At 37.9% G+C, this 22,290-nt stretch carries 15 protein-coding genes; 9 read left to right on the forward strand and 6 right to left on the reverse strand.

Features of this window, described 5'->3' with window-relative positions:
- Positions 1 to 199: 199 nt before the first annotated feature.
- From F0919_RS05650 to F0919_RS05660, 3 genes are all read right to left on the reverse strand, one after another.
- Positions 200 to 1,738, reverse strand: coding sequence for a DUF6600 domain-containing protein (locus tag F0919_RS05650; protein ID WP_150031732.1), 1,539 nt, complete (start codon positions 1,736 to 1,738; stop codon positions 200 to 202).
- A gap of 103 nt (positions 1,739 to 1,841) precedes the next feature.
- A complete protein-coding gene (locus F0919_RS05655) occupies positions 1,842 to 3,062 on the reverse strand; it encodes an aspartate aminotransferase family protein (RefSeq protein ID WP_150031733.1) in 1,221 nt (406 codons plus the stop codon).
- Between the two features lie 27 nt (positions 3,063 to 3,089).
- Positions 3,090 to 3,815: a nucleotidyltransferase family protein gene (locus F0919_RS05660; RefSeq protein ID WP_150031734.1), complete on the reverse strand. Its 726-nt coding sequence runs from the start codon at positions 3,813 to 3,815 to the stop codon at positions 3,090 to 3,092.
- A 205-nt stretch (positions 3,816 to 4,020) separates the two neighbouring features.
- On the opposite strand from F0919_RS05660, the gene F0919_RS05665 reads away from it, so the two are divergent.
- The 4 genes from F0919_RS05665 to F0919_RS05680 all read left to right on the forward strand — a co-directional run bounded on the left by F0919_RS05665 (position 4,021) and on the right by F0919_RS05680 (position 7,907).
- Entirely contained in the window at positions 4,021 to 4,758 is a 738-nt protein-coding gene (locus tag F0919_RS05665; RefSeq protein ID WP_150031735.1) for a rhomboid family intramembrane serine protease, read from the forward strand.
- Between the two features lie 169 nt (positions 4,759 to 4,927).
- Positions 4,928 to 5,809 (forward strand): rhomboid family intramembrane serine protease, encoded by an 882-nt coding sequence (locus F0919_RS05670; protein WP_190277278.1) that lies wholly within the window; start codon positions 4,928 to 4,930, stop codon positions 5,807 to 5,809.
- 68 nt (positions 5,810 to 5,877) lie between these two features.
- Positions 5,878 to 7,059 carry an endonuclease/exonuclease/phosphatase family protein gene (locus F0919_RS05675; protein ID WP_150031737.1) on the forward strand — a complete coding sequence of 394 codons (1,182 nt, stop codon included), beginning with the start codon at positions 5,878 to 5,880 and terminating at the stop codon, positions 7,057 to 7,059.
- Positions 7,060 to 7,319: 260 nt separating this feature from the next.
- Positions 7,320 to 7,907, forward strand: coding sequence for an RNA polymerase sigma factor (locus tag F0919_RS05680; RefSeq protein WP_150031738.1), 588 nt, complete (start codon positions 7,320 to 7,322; stop codon positions 7,905 to 7,907).
- A 98-nt stretch (positions 7,908 to 8,005) separates the two neighbouring features.
- On the opposite strand, the gene F0919_RS18410 is transcribed toward F0919_RS05680, so the two are convergent.
- The 3 genes from F0919_RS18410 to F0919_RS05690 all read right to left on the reverse strand — a co-directional run bounded on the left by F0919_RS18410 (position 8,006) and on the right by F0919_RS05690 (position 10,980).
- Positions 8,006 to 8,149, reverse strand: a complete 144-nt coding sequence (locus F0919_RS18410) for a hypothetical protein (RefSeq protein WP_190277279.1) — start codon at positions 8,147 to 8,149, stop codon at positions 8,006 to 8,008.
- Between the two features lie 158 nt (positions 8,150 to 8,307).
- Complete coding sequence (locus tag F0919_RS05685) at positions 8,308 to 9,135, reverse strand: hypothetical protein (RefSeq protein ID WP_150031739.1); 828 nt, start codon at positions 9,133 to 9,135, stop codon at positions 8,308 to 8,310.
- An 87-nt stretch (positions 9,136 to 9,222) separates the two neighbouring features.
- The gene (locus F0919_RS05690) at positions 9,223 to 10,980 is read right to left on the reverse strand and encodes an ABC transporter ATP-binding protein (protein WP_235903461.1); all 1,758 of its coding nucleotides are present in this window, start codon (positions 10,978 to 10,980) and stop codon (positions 9,223 to 9,225) included.
- Positions 10,981 to 11,214: 234 nt separating this feature from the next.
- Here F0919_RS05690 and F0919_RS05695 point away from each other — a divergent pair, with 234 nt between their 5' ends.
- The 5 genes from F0919_RS05695 to porV all read left to right on the forward strand — a co-directional run bounded on the left by F0919_RS05695 (position 11,215) and on the right by porV (position 22,209).
- Entirely contained in the window at positions 11,215 to 13,848 is a 2,634-nt protein-coding gene (locus F0919_RS05695) for an FtsK/SpoIIIE family DNA translocase (RefSeq protein WP_150031741.1), read from the forward strand.
- Between the two features lie 91 nt (positions 13,849 to 13,939).
- Positions 13,940 to 15,637: a M23 family metallopeptidase gene (locus F0919_RS05700; RefSeq protein ID WP_150031742.1), complete on the forward strand. Its 1,698-nt coding sequence runs from the start codon at positions 13,940 to 13,942 to the stop codon at positions 15,635 to 15,637.
- Between the two features lie 64 nt (positions 15,638 to 15,701).
- Entirely contained in the window at positions 15,702 to 16,889 is a 1,188-nt protein-coding gene (locus F0919_RS05705; protein ID WP_150031743.1) for a hypothetical protein, read from the forward strand.
- 204 nt (positions 16,890 to 17,093) lie between these two features.
- Positions 17,094 to 20,834: a type IX secretion system sortase PorU gene (gene porU / locus F0919_RS05710; RefSeq protein WP_150031744.1), complete on the forward strand. Its 3,741-nt coding sequence runs from the start codon at positions 17,094 to 17,096 to the stop codon at positions 20,832 to 20,834.
- Between the two features lie 193 nt (positions 20,835 to 21,027).
- Complete coding sequence (porV, locus tag F0919_RS05715; RefSeq protein WP_150031745.1) at positions 21,028 to 22,209, forward strand: type IX secretion system outer membrane channel protein PorV; 1,182 nt, start codon at positions 21,028 to 21,030, stop codon at positions 22,207 to 22,209.
- Positions 22,210 to 22,290 lie beyond the last annotated feature (81 nt).

Raw genomic sequence — 22,290 nt, forward strand, 5'->3', positions numbered from 1 at the left:
TGCTGTAAAAAACAATTGCATTGTAAATTTCCGCTGCAATGATAATATTTAATAGTCGTAAATGAGTTACAATGATAGAATATTCTTTTTGAAAAGCAAAGCCAATTGAGAAATTTCTTTCGATTTTTTTTTAACAAAAGAAAAAAGAGCCTTTTGAGGCTCTTTTTTCTTTCAAATCAAAATATACATTTATTTACTACTACCTTCTCGTGTTGGGTGCCGGAGCCATTCTTACCGGTTGCTGGCTCCTTTCCGATTGTTGAGGTGGTGGAGCAGGTTGTTGCTGAACACGCTGTTGCATTTGTTGTTGCGCTCTTTGCTGTTGTTGCATTTGTTGCTGCTGTATTCTCTGTTGTTGCATTTGCTGTGCTTGTTCCTGCTGCATCCTTTGTTGTTGCATTTGTTGCTGTTGAACCTGCTGTTGCTGCATTCTCTGTTGCTGCACTTGCTGTTGTTGTATTCTTTGTTGTTGTGCTTGCTGCTGTACCTGCTGTTGCTGTATTCTTTGCTGTGCTTGCTGCTGTTGTGCTCGTTGCTGCTGCACTTGTTGTTGCTGTACTCTTTGCTGTGCTTGCTGCTGTTGTACTCTTTGTTGCTGCACTTGTTGTTGCTGAACCTGCTGCTGCTGTATTCTTTGCTGTGCTTGTTGCTGTTGTACTCTTTGCTGCTGAACCTGCTGCGTTGAACGTGTTTGTTGGATTTGTTGCAATTGTTGACTGTTTTTCAACTGCATTTGATTCGAACCTGATGTTACATTTCTGCCGGTTTTTACTTGTTGTTGTATTGAAACCGGTGTTCTGGCAGGTGCTTTTCCTCCACCGGGATTTGTAACTACAGATGCATCTAATCTTTTAACTTTTGCAGGTGCAATTTTTGCAACTTCGGTATTTGAAACTCTTCCGATTGTTGGTCTGTAAATATTAAGTTTATTACCTGCAATCTGATTAGCGCCTCTACCAGATGCATTATTTACTTTATAGACACTAACAGGTCTGTGCGTAACATTTTCAATATCAGATCTGCGTGGGCCGCTTACATAAGTATTACGGGAACGATTATCTATATAGGTATTATTAATGATGGTAGTATTATTAATGATATTCACAGTACGGCGGGGAGCGTAATAATTACTATAATCATGTGCATATATATTTCCGCAAGGAATAAATGTCCACCATGGATTAGGAATGTTAAATCCTGAGCCAAAAGAAATGGAAATACTTATTCCGGGACCCATTGGCGCCCATCCATAGTAACCACCACCCTGACGCCAGCTTACCCAGGCAGGTCCCCATGTATTACCCGGAATCCAAATCCAGCCATAATAACTGCTTTGTGCCCAACGACCGTAATGGAACGGAGCCCAACCCCATGGATAACCTGAAACCCAAGTATTTCCGTATTCTGTCATTACCCAATAACCATTGGTATAATAAGGACGAAAATTATTACCACCGTAAGGAGCCCAGACATATCCATATTGAGGGTCAGAAAGCCATTGTCCGTAAGGTGCTAAATCATTGTAGAATTCACGGTAATCACCATAAGCGCTGTAACCATAATCGTTATTACCATAACTATTATTGCCATAACCGTCATCGTAGTTTTGGTAAGCGTCATCGTTATAATCGTTATTATTATATTGTGCTCTTACAAGTGGTGTGATGCTCATTGATAGTAAAAAAACACCTGCAAACACGCTCATTATTGTCGTCATTCGATTGCTAAGAGATTTCATGATATTGCCTTTTTTTAAGAAAAATATTGTTCAATTAATACATAGACCTTTAGCATCGCAAAACGTTTAGTCAATACTCCTAAACTATTGCTAAATATTACTTTTATTGATGTATATCAGATGTTTTTTCAATAGCAGAAATCAATACAGCGCATGCTTTCCTGATTTCCGCCTCTGTAATATTTAAGGGTGGCACCAAACGAATGCAGTTGGGAGCAAACAAAAACCAGTCTGTAAATACTCTGCTCATGCCGTTTTCCAATTCATAACCTTTCAGGCAATTGGTAATTACATTTTTCACCACTTCAAAATCTGCCAACTCTATTGCCATCATTAACCCTTTGCTTCTTACTGCTTTTATTGCCGGATGTTTTAATAAAGACAAGAATAATTGTTCTTTTTTAAAAACTTCGTCCGGCATTTTTTCTTCTAAAAGCGCTTCCATTGCTGCTTTTCCGGCCACACAACTCAATGGATGCCCACCAAAGGTCGTAATATGACCCAATACAGGCTTATCTGCCAAAGACACCATTTTCTCCTGAGATGCAATAAAAGCCCCCAAAGGCAAACCACCGCCCAGCGCTTTTCCTAACAATAGAACGTCAGGAATGATATCAAATTGTGTAAAGCCCCAAAGGCTGCCGGTTCTTCCAAAACCAACCTGTATTTCATCCAGTATTAATAAAGTTCCGGTTTCATCACATCTTTCGCGTAAAGCTTTCATCCATGCTGTGTCTGGAACCAACACGCCGCCTTCAGCCTGTACCGGTTCAAGAATAATACAGGCTGTTTTTGTAGTTATATATCGAAGAGATTCAAAATCATTATGCCAGACATGACGTATATCCGGCAATAAAGGCCTATAAGCATTGCGCCAGTATTCATCGCCAATAATACTTAAAGCACCTTGTGTAGAACCATGATAACTATTGTGACAAGCTAATATTTCCGTACGGCCGGTAACTCTTTTAGCCAGCTTCATGGCTCCTTCCACTGCTTCTGCACCGGAATTGGTAAAGTAAACAGAATTAAGTGTTTCAGGTAAATGCCGTGTCAACAAAGCTGCATATTGCACCTGCGGGCTCTGAATTACTTCACCATAAACCATAACATGCAAATATTTCTCTGCCTGTTCCTTAATGGCTGCTACCACTTTTGGATGGCAATGCCCTACATTGCAAACACTGATGCCTCCAATCAAATCAATATATTCATTGCCTTCATCATCAAACAAACTACTGCCTTTCGCCTTGCTTATGGGCAATGCCATAGGTTCTAAAGATGTTGGCGCCAAATGCTTTTGAAATAATTGCCTGTCGTTCATGCCGGGTATTTTGAGAAATTGTGCAGTTTAAAAAATGTCTTTAAATAATTCAGAAGCTTTTATCAGGCTTTCAGGTTTTCCTACATCCAAAAGCAAATCGCCCGAATGATCTAAACCTGCAATTTTCTCAGTAACGCACAAATCAAGATAAATATCTACTAAAGAAAATTTACCTTGTCTGTTGATTTTTGAAAAAATATCCTGATCCAAAATCTGTATCCCGCTAAAAGCATATTGCTTAACAGAATCTTCCGCTATAGCTGGTTTACGCTCTCCTGTGTTAACATTCTCCCACCCTTTTAATTGCATCTCATCATCGAATAGAAAATAGCGGGAAGAGCTACGTTGCTGAACGGCCAAGGTTACCAAAGTGTCGTTTTTCTGATGTTGTTGAATCATTTCTCTCAGATTTGCATTGGTCAGCATATCAACATTCATCACCAGAAAATCTTTTTCATCTTTAAAGAAAGGAGCTGCTTTTTTTAGCCCGCCGCCTGTTTCCAACACCTCGTCACTTTCGTCAGAAATCTGAAACCTGCTTCCAAAACCATTTTCATGCTGTAATTTCTCTACAATCTGCGAAGCAAAATGATGCACATTCACTACCACATCATAAATACCGAATCTTTGCAGGTTACGGATATTAATTTCCAGAAGGCTATGACCGTTTACAGGTGCCAATGCTTTCGGATGATTATCTGTAAATGGCTTGAGCCGGGTGCCTAATCCGGCAGCTAATAAAAGTGCTTTCATATGTAAGCCGCAAATTTAGTTGAGTAATTCAGAACTTAGTCCTTTATTTACCTAATATTTCAATCAGAAGCATGAAAATCAGTTCCTGAAAGAATTAAAGGTATCGCCGATAGGCCTTATAGAATCATTCCATATTCACGCGTGTATTTTCCTTAATTTTGACGGCTGAAAGGAAATTTTTCAAATTAACAGAATTGCTTTTTCCATGAATGAATACCGTCCGGGCGGATTCCAGATTCTGCCCCCAGTAGTTAAGAATCTTTTGATTATAAACGTATTGGTATATGCTGCAACCTATATCCTGCAAAAAACGCACATTGTCGATTTAGATTATTATCTGGCCTTATTTCATTGGAGTTCGCCATTGTTTAAGCCATGGCAAATTGTTACGCACATGTTTATGCATGATCAGTCAAATATCACGCATTTGCTGTTTAATATGTTTGCGTTATGGATGTTTGGAAGTGCCATTGAGAATACCTTAGGACCCAAAAAGTTTTTAATATTTTATTTCGTTTGTGGCATCGGTGCGGCAATATGCTATTCTTTGGTTTTTACATGGGAAAATGCTGCGGATATCCAATGGTTTCACCAGTTAAGCAATTTGCAACAACACCAAATTGTTGACCAGCTTGTCGCTACAAAATATGGCCCAAAGCAAGCCTTCCCTATGGTCAGTCCGATGTTAGGCGCATCAGGAGCTATTTTCGGTTTACTTTTTGCCTTCGGATATTTATTTCCGGATGCAATGATTTATTTGTATTTCTTCGTCCCAATCAAAGCAAAATATTTTGTTGCGATATATGCAGCTATTGAATTATTCTCAGGCATCAGAAATAACCCGGCAGACAATGTAGCGCACTTTGCACATATTGGCGGTATGATTTTTGCGTATCTGCTGCTTTTGTTTTGGAAGAAATCAAAACGTTTTGTCCGTTATTAAAAATTAAATTTCCAACATCGGGAACTTTAGTAATTCATTAATGTTTAGTAATGAAAATATTCTTGAATTATAAGTAAATTGCTATAGATTTTTTTGAACAGAGATTATGAAAACAGCTTTCAGCAGAGGTAACTTGAATAAATTGTCGAATTATGGTCAAAATGCACTAATGCAGCTTGTTCTTGCATCTGCCATCGGATTTATCCTTTCTTATATTATTTGCGTTATTATTATTGTTATTACACCCGGCCAGCAAATTTTGGTTAATGGTTCTCTTGAAACAGTCAGTTTTAGTAATGTAATCAGTCCGCACATAGCATTACAACCATTTTCAGCATTCATTCATAAACCCTGGGTTTTGCTTACCTATCCCTGGGCGCATACTGGTCCTACTATATTTGCGGCTTTTTTCAACCTGTTAAGCAATATGCTTTGGCTTTACTGCTTCGGTTCTGTAATACAAACATTGATTGGATATAAAGAAATCATTCCGCTTTTCATCTTTTCATATATCCTGAGCGGCTGTATTTATTTAGGCGTTACGGCTATCTGGCCCGATATACCCGGCAGTACAATGGCTTTAGGGGCCCTGCCAAGCATTACAGCTTTTGCAATAGGAGCGATTACACTTTCACCGAAATACAAATTCTATTTAGGAGAAAGATTATCTATTCCTTTATGGGCAATACTTGCCTTGTTTTTATTATTGAATATAGGTGTATTTTCAAATGGAAATTACAACATGCTGATATTGGCAGCCGGTGGGGCTTTAGTGGGTTTTACCTATATTAAATTATTGAAATCAGGTTATCAGCCGGGCGGCATCCTTTATGGTATTTCATCAAAGATTCAAAGCTGGTTTTCACCTGAGGAATACAACGAAAAATATCATCAACGTAAAAGGCAGGAAACTTTCAGGCAATTGCAACCCAAGCCGAAATCCAATGAAGATTCCATCGACTCTATCCTGGACAAAATAAACATGAAGGGTTATGATTCGCTTACTGCCGAAGAAAAAGAGACTTTGATGAAAGCAAGTAAGGAAAGCTAGATATTCCTTGTTATATTTACGGCCGATAAGGCCTATGACAATAGTAAATATAATACAGCTTTTAAACGTTGAAGAAATCCTTTTCATTCCCTAAATTTATCCGCAGTACCTACGTTGCTGTCAATACCATATTTGTTATATGGTTGCTGTTATGCAAATGGGTATCTTTTCACGATCCGAGCAATAGCCCTACCTCATTAAGCCTGATAAGCTTTACCTGCCTCTTTGCAGCCTTCGGTAATGTGGCCTTTATTTTTCTATGGTTATTTACAAAAAAGAAACTCAGGGCTTTATTTTCAATTATTGCTATTGCAATTTGCTGGAGCGTTTGCAGGCCGTTAATCGGTTTAAATTATTTTGGCAGGAATAATATATCGTCTGCAGAAACAACAGGTTTGAAAGTCATGACATGGAATGTACACATGTTTGACCTTGGCGAGTGGACTAAAGACAAGGCTTCTAAAGCAAAAATCCTGAAACTGATTGAAGATGAAAACCCTGATATTCTTTGTCTGGAAGAGTTTTATTGGGATTCAAAAGAACCAACAGAACCTTATACTGATATTCTGCAAAAATTAGGTTATCCGTATGTAAAATTGGTTACCGAAAATATTAACAGAAAAGAAATGATCACTTCTAATGCATCTAAAACTGATATGATAAATGTAGGTCATGCCATTTTCTCAAAATATCCTTTAAGAAATGAACAACACTATGAAATACATAGCGAGAACAAAAAAATGCTCGGTGTTGAGGTCGTAGTTGACAGTAATAACATTTTCTGTTTGAATGTCGTTCACCTGACGTCTGTTGGTTTCGGAAGAAAAGAAATGGATTATATTTCGGATGTAAAACAAAAGGGTGTAGAAGCACAGGATGAAGATCAATCAAAATCATTATTAAAAAAACTCAGGAATGCTTCTGCCAGTCGCGCAGGTCTGGCTAATAAGATCGATTCTTTTAAGAAGACAATGGATTATCCTGTTATCATATGCGGTGATTTTAATGATGTGCCGGGCTCCTATGTTTATAGCAAAGTAAAGGGTGATTTGCGGGACGCATTTGTTGAAAAAGGCGCAGGCTTAGGAAGAACTTACAGAAACATATCGCCCACTCTTCGCATTGATTACATTTTCTACGATAATGAAGCATTACAAATAGAGGGCTATAACAGACCTAATGTTGCCTTATCTGACCACTTTCCGGTAATTGCTAATTTTTCTTTAAAGAAAAAAACAATAAAAAATTGATTAACAACAAAAAATAAGTTTAAAATAATTTTATTTATTTAAAACCCAACGGCAAGATGTGCCGCTTCGTCTATATTGTTGACAAAAGGCATAAAAAGAAAATTATTCATTAATTAACTTTTCATTTGCTGAATAGTATATATTTGCCACCTCAAACCTTAAACGCTTATAGGCTCATACTTTTACAACATTTTTTTAAAATCAATTACTGCGCAAGCACACACGACGCTTTATTGTTTAAAATTGTTGAATCAATCCATATGACAAACAGCCTGAAGCAACATTCAGACCAAGATTTAGTACAGTCATTCCGCCTTGGCGACGAAGCAGCAATAACCGAATTGGTTCATCGCTATCAAAGTAATGTTTATACTTCCATATACATTATGGTTAAAGATAAATATGTAGCAGAAGATCTTTTTCAGGATACATTCCTGAAAATAGTGAACAACATCAGGAATGATAAATATTCCGAACAGGGAAAGTTTTTACCCTGGGCTTTACGGATTGCGCATAATCTTTGTATTGATCATTTCAGAAGAATTAAACAGCAAGTACGGATTACTTTGTCTGACGGGACTGATTTTTTCTCTTTGCTACCGATGAAAGAAGAGAATGTTGAAGAGCGTATCATGCGGCAGCAAACAGAGTTTAGTGTTCAACAAATAATTGATCATCTTCCGGAAGAGCAACGAGAAGTTGTGGTGATGCGTATTTATGGCGAAATGAGCTATAAGCAAATTGCCGAAATTACCGGTGTGAGTATTAATACAGCTTTAGGCAGAATGCGTTACGCCCTTATCAATTTACAAAAAATGATTAATGAATATAAGTTGGTTCTTAGGTAAATCCTTCTTACCATAAAAATATAAAGCGGTTACATTTCAAAATGTAACCGCTTTATATTTTTATGATTGTTTAAATCCAAAAGTAGAATAACAATATATTATTTCACTTCTTCGTAATCAATATAATCTCCATCTACTCTTTTGGATTGTTTTTGCTGTTGCTGTTGTTCCATGTTTTCCATCTTCCTGCGCATTTCGCCCATCTGATGATGCGTCATTTTTGTAATCTTCAGAATCGGCATCAGATATCGATTTACAAATCGTACAACAAAATAAATAATAATTACAAATAAAATGATTCTTACTTCCATGCACCAAAGATACTAATCTTTAAAAATCTCCTGAATTATGAATGTTCTTTTAACATACCAATATTCAATTTGCCAATATGCTTTCTTTATTAAAGAAGGTTGAACGCAGCCCTGATACCAAAGCTAAACTGACTTAAGTAAATCTTCTGCTGCCCCACTGTATTGAAATTTTCATCTTTATATTCCATCAACGAATAGCCAGCATTCGAGTTAGACATTGGCAATGTGGCCTGGATACCCAATGAGAATTTGTTTAGAAATTCATTGTCTGTTTTCTGCCATTTTAAGCCCACGTAAATATTACCCACCACACTTCCGAAAACACCCGGATTACCATAAACGGCGCTTTGAGCAAAATAGTATTTGTAGGTATAAGCCATTTTTCTTTCCGTAACAGTACCACCTGAAACTTTTACCGAATCGCCATTATGACCCAAATATGTCTGCAGACCAACACCTGCTCTCACTTCTATTAAATACATATCCTTAATAGGTCCGAAAATGTAGCCCAATTCAACCTGCGGCTGCACAAAGCTTGTCGGGTTTTTGGTCTTTTCATATTTATTAAACCCTGCTTTAGTTCTCGGTTGATAATCCAATCCGATGCTATCATATTCAGAAGCATATTTATATGCATTAGACATGTGCCCTAAAGAAAAGCCGACTCTTACCGACAATCTATTGCCAATTCCTTTCTGATAATAAATGCCAATGACCGGGACTGTACTGATTGCCCCTTTTCCAGTGTTGGAATATCCAAACGTATTGTGAATCAGGGAAGCGGAAGAACTAAAAGATAAAGAGGTAAAAATTCCTATGTTATCTTTATTGCCGTTAGGATCAAGGCCATAAATACTTTGTGCATCTGATCTATAAAAACTCAATAAAAACAACCAACCTAAAAGGCAATATTTCATTATAATTTATACTTTAATATCAAAATAAAACAAAGTTCTCCACACCACAAAAAAAAGGCAGATATATATAATTAACTATTGTAATTTTTAAGACAACTGCTGCTCCTGTGCCATTGCTGTGGTATACATCTTGTGATAAACGCTTTGTTGTGATAATAAAGTATCGTGTGTACCTTTTTCTATAATAACTCCTTTCTCAAGGACAATAATCTGGTCAGCTTCTCTGATGGTTGAAAGCCTGTGTGCTATTACAATTGCAGTTCTTCCGGCAATTAATTTTTCTATAGCTTTCTGAATTAAAATTTCAGATTCAGTATCTACTGAAGCAGTTGCCTCATCAAGTATCAGTAATGACGGATTGTATAATAACGCACGCGCAAATGACAATAGTTGGCGCTGCCCCTGAGAAAGCATATTGCCGCGTTCTCTGATATTGAAATGATAATTATCAGGCAATTGCATAATGAAATTATGAATATCAAGCAGCTTGCATATCTCAATTACTTTTTCTAAAGTAATTGCATCATTTCGCATAGTTATGTTTTCATAAACAGTTCCGGAAAACAAAAAGACATCCTGTAATACAATGCCTATATGCTGGCGCAGATATTCAATATCATAATCTTTCAAATCATGCCCGTCAATAAGAATTTGTCCCGACTTTATTTCATACATGCGATTCAGTATGCTGATAATAGAAGATTTTCCGGCTCCGGTATGGCCCACCAATGCAACAGTCTGGCCCGGTTGTACTTCAAAAGAAATACCACGTAAAACGGGAACATTCTCTTTGTATTCAAATTCAACGTTCCGGAATTCAACTTTACCTTCCAGTGATTCAGGTTTGAGGTGTCCATTCTCCTGCATAAATTCAGGACTGTCCAAAACTACCAGAACACGCTCTGCTGCCACCAATCCCATTTGCAATGTATTGAATTTATCCGCAAGCATCCTCAACGGGCGAAACAGCAAATTGAGATACATGATGAAGGCAATAATAACGCCTTGCGTAACATGCATATCTAACATTTGCGAAGCGCCATACCAAACTAACAAACCCGTAGAAATGGCAAGAATAATTTCAACTATAGGAAAGAATATGGAATAAGCAAAGATGGCTTTGATGTTGGCATCACGGTGGTCCTTGTTGATTTCAGTAAATTTTTCCTGTTCCCTCTTTTCAGCCGCAAACACCTGTACCACATACATTCCTGCTATGTGCTCCTGCACAAAAGCATTCAGTTTTGCTACTGCATTCCGCACCTGATGAAAAGATTTGTTTACGCTTTCTTTGAAAAAATAAGTTGCGAGAATTAACAAGGGAAAAGCTGCAAGACTTATAAGCGTTAATTTCCAGTCGGTGTAGAACATGATAGCGATAATAGCAATGATAGTCAATACATCTGCAATAATAGAAATAAGCCCTTCGGAAAAAATATCATTAATAGCTTCAATGTCATTGACCGTCCTGGTCGTCAGCGTTCCGATAGGGGTATTATCAAAATAAGACAGGTTCTGATGAATGATTTTCTTAAATACGTCTTGCCTCAGATCATTCACAACCGTTTGTCCAAGCCAGTTTGTAATATACATAAACACAAAACGCAATAAACTTTCTGCCAGTAAGATCCCTAACTGGATAAGCGTTATATCAATCAAAGCCGCCAGCATCTTATGAATAACAAATTTATCAACAGAATACTGAATGAGATAAGGACGTACCGGTGCCAGTACAGCAAGAATTATAGCCAGGGCCAGACTGGTGACCAGCCTTGAACGATAAGGTAATGTGTAAACAAAAATTCTTTTTAACGAAGTAAAACCACCGCCCTTCTTAGGTTCCAAAATAAATTATATTTAAATTGCCAATAAAATAGCTAAACGTTTGCCAATATTTTTCAGGATTCAAATGCAATCCAACAATTCAATATTTTCGCAAACAGGTGCAAAGTTAAGGCTAATTGTGGCATGTATCCGACCGACAATGGCCCGATGAATTCTATCTATATTCATAAGAATTAAGATTACTTTTGCCTGTCCGTATTTTACAATAATTACAATAGGATATTACAAGAACAAATGGCAGCAACGAAAACGAAGAAACCTACTGAAAACACAACTAAGAAAGCACAATCAGCTCCTAAGGCCGGCAAAACTGTTGACCCTGCCATAAGAAAGAGAAATATTCGTCTGGCAATAGGTTTTATTTGTTTGCTGTTGGGAAGTTTTTTCACGCTTTCCATTATTAGTTATTGTTTTACGTGGCAGGAAGATCAAAATAATTTAATATCCTCTCAAGGGGTTTTTAATTTTTTGTTTCATGATAAAAGCCCCGTTGAAAACTGGTGCGGCAGGTTAGGTGCTGCAGCAGCACATTTACTGGTTTTTAAAGGCGTTGGTATTGCATCTCTGCTGTTTACAGTATGGCTGGGAGCCTGGGGCGTCAACCTCATCAATGGCAGTAAAATTATTCAAACCGGAAAATGGATACGCTGGATGGCTTTAGGCTTTTTATTCCTTTGCCCGTTCCTTTCCTTTACGTTCGCATCAGGTTCATTTCCGTTAGGAGGTGCATTAGGCAATGGTTTGGTAAATTGGAGCAACGGCTTTATAGGCAAAGCCGGAAGCATTTTCATGCTGGTAACCGTGTTTTGTTTTTTTGCATTCATTGTATTTCAATGGGATATCAAACCCTTATTGCATCGTGCCAAAAGCCTTATTCCCGCTAAAAGAGTGGACGTAGAAGATGTGCCGTTCAGCACCGATGAAAAGAAAAATAATGAAGAAGCAGAAGAGAAATTTAAGGGATATAAAAATTATCAGCCTGAGCCAGAGGCCAAAGAAGACAAACAGGAGATGACTATTGCGGGCAATAGCAATAATAAGCTAAAAGAACCCGAGTTTGAAATTAACGGATTACAGGCTGAAGAAGATTATGAGCCGGAAGATCTGGAAATGACAATGATTGAAAAACCAATGGAAGAATCCAACAAGACATTGGAAATCAATAAAGGCGGTATTCATTTAGAACTCCCGCAGGAAGCACTTTTCCTGACAGATGAACTTGAAGAAGATATTTCATTGAAGGAGGAAATGCCGGAAACCGAAGAAAATGAAGAAGGTCTTGATTTTGAAATAAAAACCGTGGAAGAACCGGCGAAAGTACCAGCAAACGGAGCACACATCACAGTTCAGAGCGGCGAACCTTACGATCCTTCTTTAGATTTGCCGAACTACAAATTTCCGACTTTAGATTTGTTGGATGAAATGGAGCAAAGCGCTATTTCATTTGACAGGGAGGAATTGGAAAAAAATAAAAACCAAATCATTTCTACCTTAAGAAGCTTTGGTATAGAAATTCAACGTATTACAGCAACAGTCGGCCCAACCGTTACACTATATGAAATTGTTCCTGCAGAAGGTGTGCGTATTTCAAAAATCAGGAATCTGGAAGATGATATTGCGCTAAATCTTGCTGCGCTTGGCATTCGTATCATTGCTCCTATTCCCGGAAAAGGTACCATTGGTATAGAAGTACCCAATACCAATAAGCAGATCGTATCTATGCGCTCTTTGCTTGCAAGCGATAAGTTTGTAAATAATAAGATGAGCCTGCCCATTGCCTTGGGTAAGAAAATTGACAATGACAATTATATTGTCGATCTGGCAACCATGCCGCACTTATTGATGGCCGGTGCCACAGGTCAGGGTAAATCGGTTGGTATCAATGCTATTCTTGTCTCTTTGCTGTATAAAAAACATCCGTCGCAATTAAAATTTGTAATGGTTGATCCTAAAAAGGTGGAACTTTCCATTTACAGATTGATCGAAAAGCATTATCTGGCCATGCTTCCAAATGAAGAAGAGCCGATTATTACCGATACCAAAAAAGTGGTGAATACCGTTAATGCATTGTGTATTGAAATGGATAACCGTTATGAATTATTGAAAGATGGCGGTGCGAGAAACATTAAAGAATACAATGACAAATTCATCAAACGCAGATTAAATCCTAATAACGGCCATAAATATTTGCCATTCATTGTTTTGGTAATAGATGAGTTTGCGGATTTGATTATGACTGCCGGAAAAGAAGTGGAAATGCCGATTGCCCGTTTGGCGCAATTAGCGCGTGCTGTCGGAATTCATATCATCATTGCTACACAACGTCCGTCTGTCAACGTTATCACCGGTATTATCAAAGCGAATTTTCCTGCCCGTATGGCTTTCAAAGTTTCTGCAAAAGTAGACAGCCGAACCATTCTGGATGCAGGCGGTGCAGACCAGCTGATTGGCCGTGGAGATATGCTGGTTTCTCACGGCAGTGAATTATTGCGTATCCAATGTGCTTTTGTTGACACACCCGAAGTTGAAAGAATTGTAGAATTTATAGGTAATCAGCAAGGCTATAGCTCTGCTTTCGAATTACCCGAATATGAAGGTGCGGAAGATGACAGAGTCGAAAAAGAATCGGTGGATTTATCCAAACGAGATAAAATGTTTGAAGAGTGCGCACGTATGGTTGTAAACTCACAAAGTGGTTCTACATCCATGTTACAGCGAAAATTCAATCTTGGTTACAACCGGGCCGGAAGAATTATGGATCAACTGGAAGCAGCCGGAATCGTCGGTGGTGCATCGGGCAGTAAACCAAGAGATGTTTTAATAACTACGGAATATGAATTGGAAAGACATCTGGAGGAATTATTTTAATTTATCAAGTATCAAAGAAGTCAAGTTTTGAAAACTTGACTTCTTTGTATTTTTCAGCTAAATGGATGTCGTTTTAAAAAATTGATTGAATATGAAGCATTTTTTTTCAGTATTGGTTTTGACGCTCTCTGTAATATCGTTAAATGCACAAAATAATTATCCCCGGAATTATTTCCGTAACCCTTTAGATATTCCCGTAAGGCTTGCCGGAAATTTTGCAGAATGCAGGCCCAATCACTTTCATACAGGCCTCGATTTAAAAACCAATGAACAGGAAAATATGAATGTTTATGCCGCAGCAGATGGCTATGTAAGTCGCATATCCATTTCTCATAGCGGTTACGGAAATGCTGTTTATATAACACACCCAAACGGATATACTACGCTGTATGGTCATCTCAATGATTTCTTTCCGGCTTTGCAAACTTATGTATTGAATCAGCAATACAACAAAGAATCATGGAATCTGGATATCAGCCTTACGCCACAACAATTTCCCGTTAAGAAAGGGCAATTCATTGCTTATTCCGGTACGACGGGTGGCAGCACAGGGCCGCATCTGCATTTTGAAATAAGAGATACAAAAACGGAACACGTGCTGAATGCTGCTTTGTTTGGCATTCCTTATGAAGATAATATAGCCCCGGTTGCTAAAAGTATTGCTATATATAATTCACAAAACATTTATGAACAGAGCCTCAAAATATTTCCTCTAAAAAAGGTTGGCAAAATTTACACGACATTGAAACCTGTGGATATTGCAGGAGGTTCAATAAGAATAGCAGTTAAAGCGGACGATTATATGAACGGCAGCCCAAATACATTAGGGGTTTATGAAATGAAATTATACATGGACGATTCGTTGCAAGCCGCATGGAAGCTAAATGACATTGACTTTGACGAAAACAGATACGTGAATGCTTTTGCCGATTATAAATTGAAAGAGGAAAATAAAGGGTGGTATCAGACTTTATTTAAAACATCAGGCAATAAATTGAGCAACTACACTTTTCTCAATAAATATAACGGTGAATTGATGTTAGGTGCTGATAAAAAGCATGCTATAAGGATTGAATTATTTGATGTTTTAGGAAATAATGCTACCATAAAATTTGATGCCGTCAGCAATTTGGCGTTGGCCACCAAAACCGGCAATTGCAATTATTGGAGAACAAGTGAAATACATTCCATAAACACAAAAACACTTTCGTTCCAATGCAATGCTGCCGCTTTGTATGACAATATATGTTTCAAATATTCAGAAGAAGATTCTAAAAAGGGAATTTCAAAAGCAGTGCAGTTAATGAATACCAAAGTTCCGTTGCAAAATGAAGCAATGTTAAAGGTGAAACTCAATAAAAATATATCCGGTTATTTGCAGAGTAAACTTGTATTTATACATCATGTAAAAGCGGCAGCATTGCCCGGCAATAATCCGCAAGATGCTGCCGCTGCAAGCTTCGAAAACGGTTGGGCAAAAGCTTCAATAAAAACGTTCGGCAATTATTATGTTGATATTGATACAACAGGGCCGGCAATTAAGCCTTTGCAAAAAGAAGGCGACTTAGGTACGGCAAAAACTATCCGGTTTACGGTAACGGACAATCTTACTTCTGTACAGAATTTCAGGGCAGAATTGGATGGAAAATGGTTGCGTTTTGTTCGTGTGGGCGATACTTACATTTATACTTTTGATGAACATTGTGATTCAGGTAATCATAACCTGACCGTCAAGGCTTCGGATGAAAATAATAATGACAGTAAGCTTATCTTTACTTTCAGCCGTTAGGTAATATGATGAGCTTCTAAAAACGACTTTTTGAGTATTTAATATCTGAATTTAATTTCCAATTGTGCAGCAAGATAAAATCATTTTAAAATTATTAAGACCGGGCAATCAAAAGATGCGTATGTACGGATCATGGATTGCATTATGTATCGGTTTGCTATTGCTTTTCATTGCAGCCCTTGCCTGGTTTGATTTCCGGAGCATCCTTTCCAATAAAGGGAAAGAAGACAGCATGGCTTCTTATCTGGTAATCGGCAAGAAAGTTACCAATGAAAGCATGATGCGAAATCCCGAAGACAATTTATTTACACAAGCAGACATTGAAGGATTACAGCATTTAAAAAACGTAAATGAAGTTGGTTCGCTCAATTCCAATAACTATCCTGTTTCAGCAAGTATGGGTGGGCATCTTGGATTTTACACTGAAATGTTTTTGGGTTCTGCTGACGATAAATACCTGGACGTATTGCCGGAAGACTGGTCATGGCAATCTGGTCAGCAATCTTTACCTATTATAATGTCCACAGACTTTCTGAATTTGTATAATTATGGTTTTGCGCTGAGTCAGGGCTTACCGCAGCTTTCCCAACAATCCATCAAAGCACTGCCTCTGGAAATATCCATTGCAAGAGGAAAAGAAAAGTATCGCGCTCAGATTGTAGGTTTTACTGACAGAATAAGCTCCGTATTGGTGCCTCAGAATTTCATGGATGAAATGAACAAAAAGTATGGCGTAACTGCAACGCATAAGCCATCCCGTTTAATATTAAAAGTGCAGGATCCTTCTGAAAAAACATTTGTTTCCTATTTAAAAACAAAAGATTATACTACCAATGAAGAACAATTACGCTGGAATAAAATAAGAACCATCGTGCAGGCAATCGTCACTTCTGTCGGAGCAATTGCTGTTATTGTAGTTGGCATGGCTTTGCTTTCTTTTATTCTGTTTATAGAGATAACGGTACAAAAAGCAGCAGGCCACATCCGATTGATGAAGCAAATTGGTTATGCACCGGGTAAATTGAGAAAAATATTGAATCGTTTTTTCCTGCCTTGGGTAAGCTCTGCAGTTATAGTTGCAGCAATCATAGCATTTGGCATTCATGTTTTTATGGTGCAATGGCTTAAAACATTAGAACTTCATTTAAACATCAGCGATGCATGGATTATCGTAGTGTTGGTTCTGGCGTTATTGAGTTTGTTATTTTTATTACTGAGAAAATCTGTAAAAAATATTCTTCAAAAAGTATAATTATCAACTAATAAATATATCTAATCATTTGTCTTACAGAATCCTGTTGCTTAAAGTGACAGAATATTTTTTGTCTATATGCTACCAACTTAGTTCTGCTTTGTATCTGTCTTTTTTAGCGTAATTTTGAATGCCTTTTAATGATATACTATACGTACTGATTTTACGTTATAACTAATATAAAGGGCTCTAAAAAGAATAGGAATGAAAAAATTTATTTTGTGTGTAAGTCTGTTGATGGGATTTAATATTGCTTTGAACGCGCAACAAAGCAGTAGAAGTTTACATCATACAGTCAGTGATGTAGATATTTCCAATCAGGGAATTGCTTCTCAAAAGATAACCCTTACAAGTAATAGCACACCATTAGTAAAATTAGCCAATATACAAACCACACCGGTTGCATCATTGCCTTTAGGTGCAAAAGCTTCCAATAGTTTTGAACCCGATGTTATTCGTACAAGTGAGCGCAAGAAACAATTTGCGTTTATAAATGTCCCGGTATTCAGAAAAGTAAACGGCCAGTTAGAACAGCTGCTGAGTTATGATTTAGAGATAACCGAATTTCAGGACGGAAGCAATAATCACACAGCTCAAAAACCTACAGGCGTTGAAAATTCTGTTTTAGCTTCCGGAACCTGGTTTAAAATTGCAGCGCCGACAAGAGGTGTTTATAAGATCACTTATCAGTTCCTCGAAAGCCTTGGCATTAATCCTGCATCCATTAATCCTAATAATTTCAGGGTATATGGCAACGGAGGCACTGTTCTTCCTGAAAAAGCATCTTCCGAGCAACCGGACGATCTTATTGAGAATGCCATTTATGTAAGCAGCACCGGCAATACATTCGGCACGAACGATTATATATTATTTTACGCTAACGGCCCGATTTTATGGGAAAATGATACCACTAACCATCTTTTTGACCATATATCTAACTACTACGAAAATCAGAGTTACTATTTCCTGAATTATGATATTGGTCAGGGAAAACGTATTCAAACGGAAACCGCTACAGGCAATGCCGATTATGCTGTAACAGGAGTAGATGATTACATGCTTATTGAAAATGACAGCGTTAACCTTAACAGGATTGGCAAAATATGGTGGGGAAACAGGATGAGTTCTTTGAGTTCCGCTTATTTAAGCCAGAATTTCACGCTTAACCTGGGAAATGTTACTGGACAGGTAAAAGCAAAAAGCGCAGTAGCAAGCGACTGTTCAGAATATGCAAATATGGCTGTGAAGGTAAATGGTACTACTGTTAAAACTTATACAATACCTCCCAACAGCTCTAATGTTCCGATTGGAAATGTGTCAGAGCCATATCAATTCACAGCTCCATCAGGAAACTTCAACTTGAGTTATACTTATGGCACTTCAGGTTCAGGAAATGGTTATATCGATTATATTGAATTGAATTATCGCAAATCGTTGCAATTTCAAAATGCGCAATTCAATTTCAGGGATTGGCAGGCATTTTTACAACCTGCGGGTCAGAATGCAGCCTATAATATTCAGAGCGCAAACGCAAATTTAAAAGTATGGGATGTTTCAGATCCATTGAAACCAATCGCATTAAATGGTTCATTTAACAACAATACTTATACCGTTATTCGTCCTACACATACATTGAGTGAGCTTGTGGCATTTGACGGAAGCGATTTCCGGACTCCTGTCAAAATAGGCGCTGTTCCTAATCAGGATCTTCATGGGTTATCACAAACAAACCTGCTTATTATTGCTCCCGATTCTTTTATGGATGCAGCCAATGAACTGGCAGAATTTCACAGGCAGAAAGACAATATTCTTGTAACCGTTGTGCAGGTTGACAAGATCTATAATGAATTTTCTTCAGGCGGACAGGACATTGCAGGTATCCGCAATTTTATCAAGATGTTTTATGACAGAGCACAGGACGATGGTTCAGATATACCTGAAAATGTATTATTCTTTGGCGCTGCCTCCTTTGATTATAAAAACAGAGTAGCTCCGTTTTCCAATTTTGTACCTACCTACGAAACATACGAAAGTATGAATGCAGATGCTCCGTATTCTTCCGACGACTTTTATGCAATACTTGCCGATGGTGCCAGTATTGACAATAATGGTTCAAATGATGTTGCAACAGGACGTATTCCGGCACATAACAGAACCGAAGCCGCGCAAGCTGTTGCAAAAATTAAAAATTATGTAAGCAGCAATTCTTTTGGTCCGTGGAAAAATACGGTAACTTATGTAGCAGATGACAGAGACCCGAATCAGGGAATGAACCACATGGGAGATTGCGAAACAGTAAGCGAATTTTTTGTTGACAGCACTCCGGTGTACAATGTTTACAAAATATACTCAGATGCCTATCAGATTGTAGCAACTCCAAGTGGCGGGCGTTATCCGATGGTGAATAAAGCAATTGACGATCAAACCTATAATGGCACCTTCCTAATGAGTTACAGCGGGCATGGAAGCCCCGACAGATGGGCTACTGAGGCTATCTTAACCTCTGACGATTACGGTAACTGGACCAATATCAACAAACTTCCTGTTATGGTAACGGCCACCTGCGATTTCGGAAGATTTGACGACCAGGTACATCCTTCAGCCGGAACAAAGCTGATGCTGCAACCTACCGGTGGTTCCATTGCGATGATTACCACAACGCAGGCTGTTTATCAAAGCCAGAATACTGCATTAAGCCAGCAATATGTAAATGCCCAGTTCACAAAGGATAGCAATGGTAAATGGAGGACGATAGGTGAAGCATTAAGAACAGCAAAAAATGCATTTACATCCGGATTCTCCAATAACCATAAATATGTTGTACTTGGAGATCCCGCTTTGAAAATGGCAATGCCTGTTCATAATGTGGAGACAGTAAAACTGGAATTTATTAACGGTAATGTGCTTACCCCTACAGATACGATCAAAGCATTAGGCCGATACTTGTTATCCGGAAAAGTTACGGACGCTAACAATAATATAATTACGGATTTTAACGGACCGGTTTACATAACCATTTTTGACAAAGTAAAAAGAATTCACACCGTAAATAGCGAACAAACCGGCCCCGGCTCCACTCCTGAATTCGATCTTCAGACAAACATTGTTGCCAAAATGAAAGGAACAGTTGTCAATGGGTTATTTTCTGCTTCTTTCGTAGCGCCGAAAGATATCAATTATAATTATGGCAATGGAAAAATTAGTTATTATGCTAATACACAAAATACTGATGCAGCAGGCATAGACAATCATTTTACGGTCGGAGATTATAACCATGATGCTGTTGATGACAACACGCCTCCTGTAGTAAAGCCTTATATTGACAACGATAAATTCAGAGATGGAGGCGTTACAGATCCTAATCCTTTGTTATACGTTAAACTTTTTGACGAAAACGGTATTAATGTATCAGGTACTTCCATCGGACATGATTTAGTAGCAATTTTGGACGACGATGTTCAGAATCCTTTTGTGATGAATAATTATTATGAAACAGTCCAAAATGATTTTAGCAATGGTTATGTAAATTTTCCGATGTATAATTTACCTGAAGGAAAGCATACACTGAAAGTTATTGCCTGGGATACGTATAATAATTCAGGAGAAGGAACCGTTACATTTGAAGTAAAAAACAAGGACAAAGGTTTTATAAGTGATATTTATAATTACCCGAATCCTGCATCGGATTATACTACTTTCGTTTTCCAGCATAATCAGAAAGGAGAAGAAATGGATGTTTCTATATTGATTTATACGGCAAACGGCAGATTGATTAAAACAATTAAACAACATATTTTGCCTGATGCGAACAGGACTGAAATACCCTGGGATTGTACTGCAGACGGTCTTCCGTTGGGAAGAGGCCTTTACTTTTACAAATTAAATGCAAAAACTACTGAAGGAAAAACAGCAACCGCATACCAAAAGTTAGTTTTATTGCGTTAATCATAATATTTCATTGGTAGTGCATATTTTGTTTGTGCTACCAATGTCCAAAAATTACTTTGAATTATTATAATATCCTTATCTTTGCCCCTCCCAAAAAAGGGGGTTATTTTAAAAACAACTACTCACACAGCCTATTGTAGCAATACCTCTACACTTTTAAAATTAAAATTATTAACTAATAAGAAGAAGAATGGCTAAACGCATTGCAGTTGCCGGGTTAACGGTTTTGTCCGGTTTGATAGGGTTTCAATCTTTTGCACAGACAGCTTTGGACGGTAGAGTTGGTGCTATTACCACCGCAGTTCCTTTTTTACGTATTTCGCCTGATGCCCGCAGCGGTGCAATGGGAGATGTAGGTATTGCTTTATCACCTGATGCAAACGCTCAGTATTGGAACGTAGCCAAGTTGGCAATGAGTCCGAAAGATGCCGGTATTTCCGTAACATATACTCCATGGTTGAAAGATTTGGTGCCCGATGTGTTTTTGGGTTACATATCTGCTTACAAAAAACTAAATGCCACCAGTACTATCAGTGGTTCATTAAGATATTTCAACCTCGGTAACATTGATTACACCAATGACCTTGGCTTTAATACAGGAAGCGGAAAACCAAGAGAATTTTCTTTTGATTTCGGTTATTCTATCAAGTTATCGCCAAATTTATCTACAGGTGTAACATTACGTTATATATCATCAAATATTGCTGCAGGCGATCCTAATCCGGGTACAGTTTACAGCCCGGGTAAAGCATTTGCTGCAGATATCGGAATTTTCTACACCAAAACACATGAGATTACCGAAGACCGTAGCGGTACTTTCAATGCAGGTGCAGTATTATCTAACGTAGGTTCTAAAATCAGCTATTCCCAACAGGAAAAAGATTTTCTTCCTATTAATTTAGGTATCGGCGTTGCTTACACTTATAAAGTGGATGCATACAATAAAATCACGGCTTCGCTGGATTTAAACAAGGCGTTGGTACCCGCTCCGAGATATTACCTGACTGTTAATGGCGAAGATTCAACTGCAGGCTATATTCCTAATGATGGTATTATTTCCGGCATGTTAGGTTCATTTACAAAAGCGCCTCCGGGTTATGGTACAACTGTTTCTCTTGGTGGTGAATATTGGTATCAGGATCAATTTGCAGTAAGGGCGGGTTATTTTTATGAAAACAAAAACAATGGAGACCGTCAATACTTTACCTGTGGCCTTGGAGTGAAATATCAAGTCTTCGGTTTGAATTTCTCTTACCTGATTCCTTCAGGTTCAGGTGTTGCAAGAAACCCATTGTCAAATACGCTACGTTTCTCTTTATTGTTTGATTTCGACAAACTGGCTTTTTCAAAGAAAACATCGGACGAAGGTTAATCCCTTTGAATTATTAAATTATAAAAAAGCCTTCTTTACGATATTTGTAAAGAAGGCTTTTCTATTTTTGCCTAAATTTTA

It is taken from the genome of Taibaiella lutea, from assembly GCF_008629695.1.
GTDB classification, from domain to species: domain Bacteria; phylum Bacteroidota; class Bacteroidia; order Chitinophagales; family Chitinophagaceae; genus Taibaiella; species Taibaiella lutea.

Excerpts from the sequence above, each read along its gene's own strand:
- F0919_RS05650 (WP_150031732.1), bottom strand. The coding sequence starts at position 1,738 with ATGAAATCTCTTAGCAATCGAATGACGACAATAATGAGCGTGTTTGCA.
- F0919_RS05655 (WP_150031733.1), bottom strand. The coding sequence starts at position 3,062 with ATGAACGACAGGCAATTATTTCAAAAGCATTTGGCGCCAACATCTTTA.
- F0919_RS05660 (WP_150031734.1), bottom strand. The coding sequence starts at position 3,815 with ATGAAAGCACTTTTATTAGCTGCCGGATTAGGCACCCGGCTCAAGCCA.
- F0919_RS05665 (WP_150031735.1), top strand. The coding sequence starts at position 4,021 with ATGAATGAATACCGTCCGGGCGGATTCCAGATTCTGCCCCCAGTAGTT.
- F0919_RS05670 (WP_190277278.1), top strand. The coding sequence starts at position 4,928 with ATGCAGCTTGTTCTTGCATCTGCCATCGGATTTATCCTTTCTTATATT.
- F0919_RS05680 (WP_150031738.1), top strand. The coding sequence starts at position 7,320 with ATGACAAACAGCCTGAAGCAACATTCAGACCAAGATTTAGTACAGTCA.
- F0919_RS18410 (WP_190277279.1), bottom strand. The coding sequence starts at position 8,149 with ATGCCGATTCTGAAGATTACAAAAATGACGCATCATCAGATGGGCGAA.
- F0919_RS05685 (WP_150031739.1), bottom strand. The coding sequence starts at position 9,135 with ATGAAATATTGCCTTTTAGGTTGGTTGTTTTTATTGAGTTTTTATAGA.
- F0919_RS05695 (WP_150031741.1), top strand. The coding sequence starts at position 11,215 with ATGGCAGCAACGAAAACGAAGAAACCTACTGAAAACACAACTAAGAAA.
- F0919_RS05700 (WP_150031742.1), top strand. The coding sequence starts at position 13,940 with ATGAAGCATTTTTTTTCAGTATTGGTTTTGACGCTCTCTGTAATATCG.
- porU (WP_150031744.1), top strand. The coding sequence starts at position 17,094 with ATGAAAAAATTTATTTTGTGTGTAAGTCTGTTGATGGGATTTAATATT.
- porV (WP_150031745.1), top strand. The coding sequence starts at position 21,028 with ATGGCTAAACGCATTGCAGTTGCCGGGTTAACGGTTTTGTCCGGTTTG.